This window comes from Bradyrhizobium sp. Kon37, assembly GCF_055807535.1.
Genome location: NZ_JBVVOY010000002.1, coordinates 642,670 through 655,419, shown reverse-complemented (window position 1 = coordinate 655,419; position 12,750 = coordinate 642,670). Strand labels below are relative to the sequence as shown.

12 protein-coding genes are annotated in these 12,750 nt (G+C 64.0%); 5 read left to right on the top strand and 7 right to left on the bottom strand.

All coding sequences use genetic code 11. From position 1 onward, the window contains the following. Window positions 1-126 precede the first annotated feature (126 nt). Window positions 127-1,185: an alpha/beta fold hydrolase gene (locus AC0L3J_RS07450; protein ID WP_473346655.1), complete on the bottom strand. Its 1,059-nt coding sequence runs from the start codon at window positions 1,183-1,185 to the stop codon at window positions 127-129. 313 nt (window positions 1,186-1,498) lie between these two features. Here AC0L3J_RS07450 and AC0L3J_RS07445 point away from each other — a divergent pair, with 313 nt between their 5' ends. Next, window positions 1,499-2,173, top strand: coding sequence for a response regulator transcription factor (locus tag AC0L3J_RS07445; RefSeq protein WP_007592584.1), 675 nt, complete (start codon window positions 1,499-1,501; stop codon window positions 2,171-2,173). Between the two features lies 1 nt (window position 2,174). Next, window positions 2,175-3,584 (top strand): sensor histidine kinase, encoded by a 1,410-nt coding sequence (locus AC0L3J_RS07440; RefSeq protein WP_473346654.1) that lies wholly within the window; start codon window positions 2,175-2,177, stop codon window positions 3,582-3,584. A 72-nt stretch (window positions 3,585-3,656) separates the two neighbouring features. Here the strand turns inward: AC0L3J_RS07440 and AC0L3J_RS07435 are convergent, their stop codons facing one another. Then, on the bottom strand, window positions 3,657-4,958 hold the full coding sequence (locus AC0L3J_RS07435) for a M20/M25/M40 family metallo-hydrolase (RefSeq protein ID WP_473346653.1): 1,302 nt from the start codon (window positions 4,956-4,958) through the stop codon (window positions 3,657-3,659). Window positions 4,959-5,234: 276 nt separating this feature from the next. On the opposite strand from AC0L3J_RS07435, the gene AC0L3J_RS07430 reads away from it, so the two are divergent. Further along, window positions 5,235-6,323, top strand: a complete 1,089-nt coding sequence (locus tag AC0L3J_RS07430) for a TRAP transporter substrate-binding protein (protein WP_018459382.1) — start codon at window positions 5,235-5,237, stop codon at window positions 6,321-6,323. Window positions 6,324-6,402: 79 nt separating this feature from the next. Here the strand turns inward: AC0L3J_RS07430 and AC0L3J_RS07425 are convergent, their stop codons facing one another. The 5 genes from AC0L3J_RS07425 to AC0L3J_RS07405 all read right to left on the bottom strand — a co-directional run bounded on the left by AC0L3J_RS07425 (window position 6,403) and on the right by AC0L3J_RS07405 (window position 11,307). Further along, window positions 6,403-8,058 carry a TRAP transporter large permease gene (locus AC0L3J_RS07425; RefSeq protein WP_473346652.1) on the bottom strand — a complete coding sequence of 552 codons (1,656 nt, stop codon included), beginning with the start codon at window positions 8,056-8,058 and terminating at the stop codon, window positions 6,403-6,405. 28 nt (window positions 8,059-8,086) lie between these two features. Further along, entirely contained in the window at window positions 8,087-8,668 is a 582-nt protein-coding gene (locus AC0L3J_RS07420; protein WP_456764884.1) for a TRAP transporter small permease subunit, read from the bottom strand. A gap of 169 nt (window positions 8,669-8,837) precedes the next feature. Continuing rightward, window positions 8,838-9,872, bottom strand: a complete 1,035-nt coding sequence (gene moaA, locus AC0L3J_RS07415; protein ID WP_473346651.1) for a GTP 3',8-cyclase MoaA — start codon at window positions 9,870-9,872, stop codon at window positions 8,838-8,840. 108 nt (window positions 9,873-9,980) lie between these two features. Then, the gene (locus tag AC0L3J_RS07410; RefSeq protein WP_473346650.1) at window positions 9,981-10,481 is read right to left on the bottom strand and encodes a hypothetical protein; all 501 of its coding nucleotides are present in this window, start codon (window positions 10,479-10,481) and stop codon (window positions 9,981-9,983) included. 136 nt (window positions 10,482-10,617) lie between these two features. Then, the gene (locus tag AC0L3J_RS07405) at window positions 10,618-11,307 is read right to left on the bottom strand and encodes an HAD-IA family hydrolase (protein WP_473346649.1); all 690 of its coding nucleotides are present in this window, start codon (window positions 11,305-11,307) and stop codon (window positions 10,618-10,620) included. A 176-nt stretch (window positions 11,308-11,483) separates the two neighbouring features. Here AC0L3J_RS07405 and rpiA point away from each other — a divergent pair, with 176 nt between their 5' ends. Continuing rightward, on the top strand, window positions 11,484-12,197 hold the full coding sequence (rpiA, locus tag AC0L3J_RS07400) for a ribose-5-phosphate isomerase RpiA (RefSeq protein WP_354055680.1): 714 nt from the start codon (window positions 11,484-11,486) through the stop codon (window positions 12,195-12,197). Between the two features lie 2 nt (window positions 12,198-12,199). Then, a complete protein-coding gene (locus tag AC0L3J_RS07395) occupies window positions 12,200-12,718 on the top strand; it encodes a DUF2059 domain-containing protein (protein WP_456764880.1) in 519 nt (172 codons plus the stop codon). The last annotated feature ends 32 nt before the right edge of the window (window positions 12,719-12,750 follow it).

Here is a 12,750-nt window from a genome sequence, read left to right as displayed (position 1 = left end):
GTGTAGCACTTCGGCTTGCCGAAGTCTCCGTGGGTCAACCGGGTCGGTCTGCCTCTAACTGGACGGCTTCACAACCGACGTCGTAGGCGCCGGCATGTCTTGGCGTAGGCGGCTCGGCCACGCTGCTCAGGCGTCCGAGGTCTGCCGAGCCTGTATTACGGGTGAGTCTTCCCTCCCATGAGTCAACACGGCCTCGGCAGCAGCTTCGTCGATGGCCGCCATCACATCAGCGGTTGCGGAATGATGAATCATGTGTCCCGCTCCGTCGATCCGGTGCAATTTACTCTGCTTAATCTCGCCATGCAGCCTGGCCGACTGCTTGATGTCGATCATACGGTCGCCCTGGCCCGCGATAATGATCGTCGGCATCTTGAGTTCACCGTAAGTCTTCGAGCTTGAGAATGCGGCAGGGACCAACATCGTCGCTTCGGCCGCTGCGGCCCGCATCTGTGATGGGCGGAGCGCCATTTCTTTCGGAAAGCCCGCGAACTTGTTCGGGACCGGCCGCGGGCCAAACAGCTTGCGCAACATCGCGGGCCACATCATCCGACCGGCTAACGGCGAGATCGTGGAGCTGATGACGTCGCCGACCACCGGTAGGGCGGATAGCAGGGACGTGGCGCTGTCTGAGCGGGGCGTCGGGAAATAATAGCCCGAGGCCAGCACGAGAGCCTGCACGAACGAAGGATGTCTTGTCGCCAGCGCAACCGCAACCGACGCTCCCCACGAATGGCCGAGGACAATCGCTTGAGAGACGCCCAACTGATCGAGCGCCTTCTTGAACAAATCCGCTTGGGCATCCGGGGTCCAGAGGACGTGTCTCGGCCGCGAGCTATGCCCAAAACCGGGACGATCGAACACCATGACCCTGTAGTTCTCGGCTGCGAGATCGATCAATCCACTCGAGTCGAAATCCTGGACCATGCTGCCATTGCCGTGAAACAAAACCAGCGGCTTGCCCCTGCCGCGTTCCAGATAGTGCAGGCGAACCCCCTCGACGTCGATGAACCGACCCTGCGGAGGATTATCGCGTTGCGCTTTGTTCGCGAGCCGCCGATTTATGATCGCGGTAGCCGCAACGAGGGTCCCTGCGGCAGCAAATGCGGCGGCGCCCGGATGTCGCGTGATGGCGGTCAAGCAATCGGATAGGAGGGAGCTGGAACGTGTTCGTCGTGCAAGGCGCATGTGCATTACCTTAGGTGGTCTGCACGACGCCCCATCAAATGAGAAATGTTGCAGTTGAGCTAAACGGTCCGCGGGGGTGTTCGTTCCTTGGCAGGGTCGATGCGACGCGGACGGCAGGGCTCACGGAGGCAAGCTTCCGCGCCATCCGCGACCTCATCCGCGCATGCCCTGGTTGGCTTACAGGAACCTGACGGGAGGGAGCGGCCGGCCCGCCGGGCGCTTTTTCGCTGGCCGAGATGCCCCGGATGGTGGAAGACAGCCAACATGCGGCGCGAGCCGTGCGGTGTACCGGAACATCCCGCGGGACAATGCGATGCGCCTTCTGATCGTCGAGGACAATGCCGAGCTGTCGCGGCTGGTTGCCGGCGGGCTGTCGGCGGCCGGCTACGAGAGCGACATCGTCGGCAGCGCCGCCGAAGCGCGCGAGGCGGTCAGCAGCGTCAGCTATGCCGCGATGATCCTGGACCTCGGGCTGCCCGATGGCGATGGCCTGTCGGTGCTGCGCGAGCTGCGCCGGCAGATGGAGCCATTGCCGGTGCTGGTGCTGACCGCGCGCGGCGGCTTGCAGGACCGCGTCAGCGGCCTGCGCAGCGGCGCCGACGACTATCTGGCAAAACCGTTCGCGATGGAGGAGCTGGTGGCGCGGCTGGAAGCGATCCTGCGCCGTCCGGGCCAGTTGCTCGGCCGCTCGCTGCGCCTCGCCAACCTCGTCTATGACACCGAAAGCCGCCAGATCTTCGTTGACGACCAGCCGCGGATCATTTCCGCGCGCGAGACCTCGGTGCTCGAGATCCTGCTGCGCCGGCAGGGGCGGGTGGTGCCGAAGAAGAACGTCGAGGACCACATCTTCGGCCTCGACGGCGAGGTCGCCTCCAACGCGGTCGAGGTCTACGTCTCGCGGCTGCGCAAGCAGCTCGCCGAGCACGGCGCCAAGGTCGTGATCCACACTATCCGTGGCGTCGGCTATCTCATGGCCGAGGAGAAATAGCGTGGCGCGGATCGGATCTCACGCCGGATTCCGCGCCGGGATCCAGGCGAGGTCGCCGACGTTCAAATCGCTGATCTGGCGCATCGTGTTCCTGCACATCGTGGCGGTCGCGGTGGTCGCGATCTTCCTGCCGCTGGTGCTGTTCTGGCTGCTCAATTCCGAGATCGACCAGCTGCATCGCGATGCCATGCGCGCCCAGGCCGAGGTGTTGGCCGAGCGCATCGTCGCCCAGCCCGACGGCTTGTTGACGTTCAACCTGCCGGACAGTCTCAAGGGCCTTTATTCGGAAGCCTATGGCCGCTACCAGTACGACATCCGCGATGCCGAGGGGAATCTGCTGTTCTCGTCGCGGCGCAAGACCGGCACTGCCACGGCCGCGCCACCGCCGCTTTCCGAGACGATTTCCGGCGCCGGCGTCACCCGCACCATCGACGGCAAGGTGATACGCATTCGCGTCGCGGAGGATCTGGCGCACCGCGACGTCATCATCGACGACATCGTGTCGAACTTCTTCCGGCGGGTCGGGTGGATCACCATTCCGATCCTGCTGGTCCTGCTCGCCATCGACATCATCATCTTTCGCCGCGCCGTCGCGCCGCTGTGGAAGGCCTCCGAGGAGGCGAGCAATATCGGTCCGGCGCGCACCGACATCCGCCTGCCGACGGAGCAGATCCCCCGCGAGATCATGCCGCTCGTCACCGCCGTCAACCAGGCGCTCGACCGCCTCGAGGACGGCTTTCGGGTGCAGCGGCAGTTCACCGCCGACGCCGCGCACCAATTGCGCACGCCGCTCGCGATCCTGCGCACGCGGATCGAGACGCTCGGCGACGGCGCTGCACGGCAGGCGCTGCATGCCGACATCGAGGGCATGAGCCGCATCGTCGCGCAGCTGCTGGAGATCGCCGAACTCGACACGCTGGTGCTCGATCCCGGCGAGACCGCGGATTTGCGCGCAGTCTGCGCCGAGGTGGTCGGTTCGATCGCGCCGCTCGCGATCGCGCAGCACAAGGACATCGCGCTGAGGGGCACCGAGGCGCCGGTGCTGATCCACGGCAATTCCGTGATGCTCCAGCGCGCGATCTTCAATCTCGCCGAAAACGCCATCAAGTTCACGGCAAAGGACACGTCGGTCGATGTCGACGTGAGCGAGGACGGTGCGGTGCGCGTGCGCGATTGCGGACCGGGAATTGCGGAAGCCGAGCGCGAATTGATCTTCCAGCGCTTCTGGCGCGCCGACCGCCAGCGCAGCGACGGCGCCGGCCTCGGCCTCTCGATCGTGCGCGCGGTGGCGGATGATCACGCAGCGACGGTTGCGGTGGAGAATCTTCCGGGCGGCGGTGCGCAGTTCACGCTGCGGTTCAGGCTGGCGGAGAAGTCGGACGACGTTGATTTGAACGCGGTGCGGCACTGACGCGCCACCTTCTCCGACATCCGCCTTCGCCGAGGCTTCGGCGGACATGAGCGGAGAAGGAGAACGCGACGGCTATTTCAGCTTGCCGGTGGACAAATCCATGATCATGCGCGTGGTCAGATAAAGCCGCGGCACGATGCTGTTGAGCTGCACATATTCGGCATCGTTGGAATGCGCGCCGAAGCCCGACAGGCCCATGCCTTCCACCACGGCTCCGCTGGTCTTGAGCGCGGCAAACGCCGCATCCGTGCCGCCGCCGGTCGCCTTCTCGTCGACCTTGAGGGGCAGTCCGAGCTCCCCATAGATCGTCTTGCCATGGGCCGCGACGCGGCGAGAGGCGTCGTTGGCCTCAAGCGGCGGGCGACGCACCTCGAATTTGAGCGCGACCTTGGAGTCGGGCAGCAGGTGATTCTTGATCTTGTCCTGCAGCGCCTTCTCCAGCTCATCGAAATCGGCGACCTTGAGCGCGCGTGCATCGGCCTGGGCCGTGGCGTCGGCGGGGATCACGTTGCGGTTGGTGCCGGATTTGGAGACGGTCCAGTTCAGCTTCAGGCCCTGTTCTGGTTTGGACAGGTCCTTCATCTGCAGCAGCTGGTGCGAGAGTTCGTACAGCGCGTTGACGCCGCCCTCGGGCCGTGAGCCCGCATGCGAGGACTTGCCCTGCACCGTGAGATAAGCCGAGCCGATGCCGCTGGTGGCCAGCCGCAGCGTGCCGTCGGTGCCGCCGCCTTCAAAGGAGAACACCACATCCTGATCCGCGGCGAACCTGGTGATAGAGCTGCGCCAGCCCGGCGAGGAGATCTCCTCGTCGCCATTGGTGAGCACCGTGAGCGTGCCGTAATCCCGGAAGCTCAGCTTCTGCAGCAACGCCACGGTATGGAGAATGAGCGCGACGCCCTGCTTGTCGTCGGCAATGCCGAGGCCGTAGGCCTTGTCGCCGTCGATGCGGAACGGTTGATCCTTCAGCATCCCCCTCAGGTACACCGTGTCCATGTGGGCGATCAGCATGATCTTCTTGCTGCCCGTGCCCTTGAATACGGCGTGTACGGCCGGGCCGATCTTCTCCGGTGTGTCGTCGAGGCGATAGACGTCGGTGGGTTGCAGGATCTCCACGGTGCCGCCGAGCTGCTTGAGCTGGCCGGCAACGCGCTCGGCGATCTGGTTCAGGCCTTCGACATCCTTGCTGCCGGATTCGATGCTGACGAGATCGCGCAGCGTGTCGAGCAGCGGCTGCTGCTCCTTTTGCGCCAGCGCGTGGACGTCGGCCATGACATTCGCGCTGGGCTCGGCATGGGCCGGCATTGCCGCACAGGCCAGCCAGAGCGACGCGATCAAGGGAGCAACGAGCGATGGAGCAGGGTGCGATCGAGGCATGCGTGGCGGCCTTGGGTTGGGGGATGGCGCGGTATGCCCGTGTTTCCGGCGCTTGTCACGCCCGGCGCAGCCGTCATGCCGGGCCGAGGCGGACATGATGTCGAGAGGCAGGGCCGCTGGCCGCCTAAGCCTAAAGTCGTAGGACGGACGGTGCGGGAGCTGGGCATTTTCGTCCCTCACATCGTGAGGGATGGAAATCGGGCGACACTTGTTCCATGCTGACCGCCAAGCCTCGGCAAGAAGGCCCACCGTCACAATCCATCAGGGTAGGAAATCATGAAAAGACGAGATTTTATCAAGGTCACCGGGCTTGGTGCGGCGGGTGTCGCCACGCTCGCCGCTCCAGCGATCGCGCAGACGACGCCCGAGATCAAATGGCGCATGCCGACGAGCTGGCCGAAATCACTCGATACGCTCTATGGCGGCGCCGAGATGATGGCCAAGATGGTCGCGGAGGCGACGGACAACAAATTCCAGATTCAGACATTTGCCGGCGGCGAGATCGTGCCGGGCCTCCAGGTGCTCGATGCCGTGCAGAACGGCACCTGCGAAATCGGCCACACCGCGTCCTACTATTATTTTGGCAAGGACCCGACCTTCACCTTCGGATCGTCGGTGCCGTTCGGGCCGAACATGCGCATCAACCAGGCCTGGTACACACTCGGCGGCGGCAGGGAGATTCTCAACGAGTTCTACAAGAAGTACAACGTCGTCTCGCTGCTTGCCGGCAACACCGGCTGTCAGATGGGCGGCTGGTTCCGCAAGGAGGTCAAGACGCCTCAGGACTTCAGCGGCTTGAAATTCCGCATCGGCGGCTTTGCCGGAAAGGTGATGGCCAAACTCGGTGCGGTGCCGCAGCAGATCGCCGGTGGCGACATTTATCCGGCGCTGGAGAAGGGCACCATCGACGCAGCGGAATGGGTCGGGCCCTATGACGACGAGAAGCTCGGCTTCGTGAAAGTCGCGCCGCATTATTACTTCCCGGGCTGGTGGGAAGGCGGGCCGATGCTTCTCGCCTTCGTCAACCAGGACAAGTGGAATGCGCTGCCGAAGCACTACCAGAGCATCCTCGAGCAGGCGGGTCATTATGCCAACAACTGGATGATGGCGAAGTACGACCAGTCCAATCCGCCGGCGTTGCGGCGCCTGCTCGCAGCCGGCGCCAAGCTGCATCCGTTCTCGCCCGAGGTCATGCAGGCCTGCTTCAAGGCGTCAAAGGAGCTGCACACCGAAGTCTCGGCCACCAACCCGGACTTCAAGAAAGTCTATGAATCGCTGACCGCGTTCTCGAACAACGGATATCAGTGGTTCCAGGTCGCCGAAGTCGGCTATGACAACTTCATGGCGCGCAACTCGCAGAGCTGATCGCAGGGCGCGCGATCGGCCCAAACGAAAAAACCCGGAGCAAAAGCTCCGGGTTCTTTTTTTGCAGGCGGGCCGGGCGCTATTGCTTCGGCTGGCCGAAATCGAGCGGCGGCAGATCGATCTGGGGAATGTCGATCTTGATGCTGTTGGGATCGACGGTGGACTGTACGCCCTTGTAGTGCATCACCATCGACGGGAACATGATCACGAGCAGCACCATGATCATCTGAATCACGACGAACGGCACCGCACCCCAATAGATCTGTCCCGTCGTGACCGGCTCCATGCGCTTGCCGGTGACGCGATCGGTATAACGTTCCTTTGGCGCCACCGAGCGCAAATAGAACAGCGCAAATCCGAACGGCGGATGCATGAACGACGTCTGCATGTTGACGCCGAGGATGACGCCGAACCAGATCAGGTCGATGCCGAGATGCTCGGCAGCCGGCCCGAGCAGCGGGATCACGATGAAGGCAAGCTCGAAGAAGTCGAGGAAGAACGCCAGCACGAACACGAAGGCGTTGACGAAGATCAGGAACCCGATCTGGCCGCCGGGCAGGGAGGTCAGCAGGTGCTCGACCCAGACGTGGCCGCTGACGCCGTAGAAGGTGAGCGAGAATACGCGCGCGCCGACCAGGATGAAGACGACGAACGCGGACAGCTTCGCCGTCGATTCGGTGGCCTGACGGATCAGGTCCCAGGTCAGGCGCCGCTTCGCGGCTCCGAGAATGAGGGCGCCGGCTGCGCCCATGGCGCCGCCTTCGGTGGGGGTCGCGACGCCGATGAAGATCGTGCCCAGCACCAGGAAGATCAGGAATAGCGGGGGCACCATGACGAAGGTGGTCTGTTGCGCCATCTTCGAGAGGAAGCGGTAGCCCGTCAGCTTGTCGAGGACCCAGTTCGCGATGGCGACGAAGAACGCGAAGAGGATGCCGAAGAACATGCTGAGCACGACGAAGTCGGCGCCGTGTGTCTCCGAATTCCGCATCATGAGCCAGCCGAACACGCAGCTCGCCAGGAACAGCACGCCGAGCGACTTCAGGCCGCGGTCGCCGCTCTCCTCGCGGAAACCGATGGCCTCCTTGGGAAGACCCGGCGCTGCCTTCGGAAAAATCATGGTCACGAGGAACGCGTAACCTGCATAGAGGCCGGCGAGCACCAGGCCCGGAATGAATGCGCCCTCGTACATGTCGCCGACGGACTTGCCGAGCTGGTCGGCCATCACGATCAAGACGAGCGAGGGCGGAATGATCTGCGCCAGCGTGCCGGAGGCCGCGATGATGCCGGTCGCCACGCGGCGGTCGTAGCCGTAGCGCAGCATGATCGGCAGCGAGATCAGGCCCATCGAGATCACCGAGGCCGCCACGACGCCGGTCGTCGCCGCAAGCAGGGCGCCGACGAACACCACCGCGTAGGCGAGACCGCCGCGGATGGTGCCGAACAACTGGCCGATGGTGTCGAGCAGATCCTCCGCCATGCCGGAGCGCTCGAGCACTAACCCCATGAAGGTGAAGAAGGGAATGGCGAGCAGCGTGTCGTTGTTCATGACCCCGTAGACGCGCTCGGGCAGGGCCTGAAGAAAGTCCGGGTGAAATTGCCCGAGCTGAACGCCGATGATGGCGAAGAACAGGCCGACGGCGCCGAGCGAAAATGCCGCCGGATAGCCGAGCAGCAGCACGACGACGAGCGTCGCGAACATGATGGGCGCCATATTGGCGACGATAAACGCGGTCATTGAATCCCCCTACGATGCCGCTTGGCGATCACTTCTGTTCGATCGCTTCAACGAGATGCTCGACTTCGGCTTCCAGCGCCGAAATCTGCGACTCGTGGGGATCCGGAATCATGCCACGCATGATGGCGATCCGCTTGATCAGTTCGGAGATGCCTTGAACAAGCAGGAGCGCGAAGCCGATCATGATGAGCGACTTGGCCGGCCATTGCGGCAGGCCGCCCGCATTGCCGGATTGCTCGTTGATCTGGAGCGAGCGCAGGAAGAACGGTACCCCGGTGACGATCATGACAATGGTCAGCGGGATCAGGAAGAAGATGTGCCCGATGATGTCGATGATGTTGCGAGCCCGCTTCGGCATCATGCTGTTGAAGATGTCGATCCGGATGTGCTCGTTGTCGAGCAGCGTCCAGGACGCGCACAGCAGGAACACGATGCTGAAAAGCACCCATTGCAGCTCGAGCCACGAGTTGGAGGACGTGTCCAACGTCTTTCGAATGATCGCATTGACCGCTGAGATGACGACGGCGACCAGGATCAGCCAAGCCAGACGCTTGCCGGTCCAACGTGTGAACGCGTCAATTCCATTGCTCAGCTTCAGGAGCGCTTGCAAGATTGGTCCTCCCCGATTTGCCCCGGCCGTCTTGACTGCGCCGAGTGGCGCGTTGGCTTGTCTCGCCGCGCAGGCATGAGGCAGCCGCACCAAACCAGCGAGTTTGCCGCCAGTCAATCGGAAGTTTGTTGATAGTTAAGGGGAATAAGCCGCGGCCGGGCAGCCGATGCTAGCCGCCGGTGACGCTCATGTGCCTGCTGACGCTGGGGCGGTCGTGGCGGCGGTCGATGATGAAATCGTGGCCCTTGGGCTTCAGCCCAATGGCGCGATCGATCGCATCCGCAAGCAGCGAATCGTCGTCCGATGCACGCAGAGGTTTGCGCAAATCGGAGGCATCTTCGTGGCCGAGGCAGGTGTGCAGCGTTCCCGTGCAGGTGACGCGCACGCGATTGCAGGATTCGCAGAAATTATGAGTCATCGGGGTGATGAAGCCGAGCTTGCCGCCGGTCTCGGCGACGCTGACATAGCGCGCCGGCCCGCCGGTGCTCTCGGCCAGATCGGTCAGCGTGAACTGCTGGGCGAGGCGCGCGCGCACCAGCGACAGCGGCAGATATTGGTCGATCCGTCCCGATCCGATCTCGCCCATCGGCATGACCTCGATCAGCGTCAGCCCCATGCCCTTGCCGTGGGCCCAGCGCATCAGGTCGGGAAGTTCGTCCTCGTTGAGGTTCTTCAGCGCCACGGCGTTGATCTTGACGGCGAGGCCTGCAGCGCGTGCCGCCTCGATGCCTTCCAGCACCTTGTCGATCTCGCCCCACCGGGTGATCTCGCGAAACTTCTGCGGGTCGAGCGTGTCGAGCGAGACGTTGATGCGGCGGACGCCGCAATCGGCGAGTTCGCTGGCGTGTTTCGCAAGCTGGGTGCCGTTGGTGGTCAGCGTCAGCTCGCTCAACGCGCCGCTCTTGAGATGCCGCGACAGCGAGCGCACCAGCGTCATCACGTTGCGGCGGACCAGCGGCTCGCCGCCGGTGAGCCGCAGCTTCTTCACGCCCTTGGCGATGAAGGCCGAGCAGAGCCGGTCGAGTTCCTCCAGCGTCAGCAGGTCCGCCTTGGGCAGGAACGTCATGTCTTCCGACATGCAGTAGAAGCAGCGCAGGTCGCAGCGGTCGGTGACGGAGACGCGCAAATACGAGATGGTCCGTCCGAACGGATCGGTCATCGCGCTCGACAGCGCGGCGCGGGAGCTCGCGGAAAGTCCGTTCATACCAAATGCCTTGTCACTTGCGGCAACGGGAGCAGCTTTGCTTCAGCTGCGCCCTGAACGCAATCTAAGCATCGGTGGCGTCAGAGACAATTGGGGGGATGACGGAGGTCAGCGCTTGCCTGTGTTCGGATCGGGGAACGGCGAGCCCGCGGCCGGTGCGGCAGCAGCCGCCGGGGCAGCGGCGGGCGCCGCCGGTTTCGGCTTCTTCGGCCGGTGCGGCTTGCGGACCGGTTTCGGCGGAACGGCCGGCTGGAGCTCCGCGAAAACCGGATTGGGGTCGGTGGTGACCGAGGCGGGGGTCGTGAAGTCGCCGGGATTCCTGATGACGTTCACCGGCACGCTCAGCGGCTGATATTTCGGCAGCGCGAAAGCGACCGTGAGGGGGGCGTCGGGGGCGGGAACCGACACGGAGCAGGGGGTCTTGCAGCCTCCACCGAGTGAGGTCGTGGCGTCAGCACCCGGGGGATTGGATTCGAGCCGGACCTGGACGATCGGCGGGGCCGACTTGAACATGTCCCAGGACACCGAAGACATCGAGGAGCAGCCAGCAAGGCTCGTTGCCCCGATGACGCTTACTCCGGCTAACGCAAACGAGATGACACGACGCATGACATCCACCTAGTGCGGCGAACCGCCACATCCCCGGACAAACTTAGGAGTGTCGTTCCAAGCGAGCAACCGGCGGGCCGCGCATAGTTAGTAGATGGTTAATGCGGGATTCCGTGGAGTAATCAAGCAATCTCAGCTACTTGAGAGCTTCCTGCGTAGTCATCAGGCTGTGGGCTGCGGCCGGCAGGTCGCGCATGTGATGGATCAGCCGGTCCGGCTTCAGCTCGGCGATCGGCACGTCCGTATAGCCGAAGCTGACGCCGATCACGGGAACTCCTGCGCGCCGGGCCACGCCGACATCGGGTCCGGCGTCGCCGACCATGATGCTGGCTTTGACCTCGCCGCCGGCCCGCGCCACCGTTTCGCGGAAAATGGTCGGATCGGGCTTCTGGACGCCGAAAGTGTCGGCGCCGCAGATTGCGGCGAAGCGCCGGCTCAGGTCGAGCTGGTCCAGCAGGCGCTTCGACAGCCATTCCAGCTTGTTGGTGCAGACGGCGAGACGATGGCCCTGGGCCGCAAAATGGTCGAGCGCAGCCTCCAGCCCCTCGAACGGCCGGGATTCGACGGCGATATTGTCGGCGTAATAGGCGATGAAGTCGGCCGTCATCCGGTCCATGTCGGCGACCGTGACGCTGCGGCCCTCGGCCTCCAGCCCCCGCTCGATCAGCTTGCGGGCGCCGGCGCCGATCATGTTGCGGGCCGAGGCCATCGGCACGGGCGGCAGCCCTTCGCGGTCGAGCACGTAATTGAGCGCGGTGATCAGGTCGGGCGCCGTATCCACAAGCGTGCCGTCGAGATCGAAGACGATGGTGTGGGAGGGGATCATGGCCCAGCGCTACCGGCCCGGCCCCGCCCGCGCAAGGGCCGAAGCCATAAGATCACCTTATAAGGCGGGCCCGGAGGCCCGTTCCCCCAGACCCTGTTCTCCGAGGGAAAACGAGGCTACACAGGCCGCCGCAAGCCCATCGGGCAGCACACTCGTTATTCAGGGACGGCGCAAACGTGAACATGGACCAGTTGAAGCGGCAGGCTGCGGCGCGCGCCCTCGAGGACGTCCGAGACGGCATGCAGCTCGGGCTTGGGACCGGCTCGACCGCCAAACATTTCGTCGAGCTGCTCGGCGAGCGGGTCCGCGCCGGACTGAAAGTGATCGGCGTGCCGACCTCCGAGGCGACGCGCCTCGATGCAATCCGCTGCGGCGTGCCGCTGACCACGCTGGACGAGATCGACCATCTCGATATCACAATCGACGGCGCCGACGAGATCGACCCCGAACTCAATCTGATCAAGGGTGGTGGCGGCGCGCTGTTGCGCGAGAAGATCGTCGCGGCCGCCTCGGATCGCATGATCGTGATTGCCGACGACACTAAATGGGTGCCGACACTCGGCCGCTTTCCGCTGCCGGTCGAGGTCATCCCGTTCGGGCTCGGCGCAACGCGGCGCGCGATCGAGAAGGCGTTTGCGGAATGCGGCGTTTCCGGGCAGATGGCGGTCCGCAACGGCAAGGACGGCCACGTTTTCGTCACCGATGGCGGCCACTGGATCGTCGATGCCCAGCTCGAAAAGATTGAGGATCCCGCGCGCCTCGCCACGGCGTTGAGCGCGATCCCCGGCGTCGTCGAGCATGGTTTGTTCATCGGCTTGGCCAGCTCGGCTGTTTTGGCGGGTGGCGAGGGAATTCGCGTGATTGAACGGCGAAAGCCGAAAGGAGACTAGGAATGAAGAGCGTTTTGAAATTGTTGCCGGTCGCGACCCTCGCTGTGGGACTGGCCCTCTCGGTCGCCCCGGCCGTGGCTCAGCAGGCCGCCGGGCCGAAATCGACGCCGGCGGCCATCGCGGCCGCCAAGGAGATCCTGGCAATCAAGAACGCCAGTGCGATGTACGCGAACGCCGTGCCCGGCCTGGTCGAGAAGACCAAGATCGCGCTGATCCAGCAGAACCTGAATTATCAGAAGGACCTCACCGAGGTCGCCCAGGTCGTCGCCCAGCAGCTCAAGGGCCGCGAGAACGAAATCGGCGAGGGCATGGCGCAGGTCTATGCCAGCGAGTTCACCGAGCAGGAGCTGAAGGATCTCGTCACCTTCTACAAATCGCCGCTGGGAAAGAAGCTGATCGAGGCCGAGCCCCGCGCCATCGGGCTGAGCATGGCCTTCATGAACTCCTGGGCCCAGAACTTCTCCGAGACCGTAATGGGCAACTTCCGGGCCGAGATGCGCAAGCGTGGCAAGGAGATCTGACAGTTCCTATCTGATCAGAATCCAGATCATGT

Bases quoted from the DNA above. Each gene is read 5' to 3' on its own strand.
- AC0L3J_RS07450 (WP_473346655.1), bottom strand. From the start codon at position 1,185: ATGCGCCTTGCACGACGAACACGTTCCAGCTCCCTCCTATCCGATTGC.
- AC0L3J_RS07445 (WP_007592584.1), top strand. From the start codon at position 1,499: ATGCGCCTTCTGATCGTCGAGGACAATGCCGAGCTGTCGCGGCTGGTT.
- AC0L3J_RS07395 (WP_456764880.1), top strand. From the start codon at position 12,200: ATGAAGAGCGTTTTGAAATTGTTGCCGGTCGCGACCCTCGCTGTGGGA.
- AC0L3J_RS07410 (WP_473346650.1), bottom strand. From the start codon at position 10,481: ATGCGTCGTGTCATCTCGTTTGCGTTAGCCGGAGTAAGCGTCATCGGG.
- AC0L3J_RS07405 (WP_473346649.1), bottom strand. From the start codon at position 11,307: ATGATCCCCTCCCACACCATCGTCTTCGATCTCGACGGCACGCTTGTG.
- AC0L3J_RS07430 (WP_018459382.1), top strand. From the start codon at position 5,235: ATGAAAAGACGAGATTTTATCAAGGTCACCGGGCTTGGTGCGGCGGGT.
- AC0L3J_RS07435 (WP_473346653.1), bottom strand. From the start codon at position 4,958: ATGCCTCGATCGCACCCTGCTCCATCGCTCGTTGCTCCCTTGATCGCG.
- moaA (WP_473346651.1), bottom strand. From the start codon at position 9,872: ATGAACGGACTTTCCGCGAGCTCCCGCGCCGCGCTGTCGAGCGCGATG.
- AC0L3J_RS07425 (WP_473346652.1), bottom strand. From the start codon at position 8,058: ATGACCGCGTTTATCGTCGCCAATATGGCGCCCATCATGTTCGCGACG.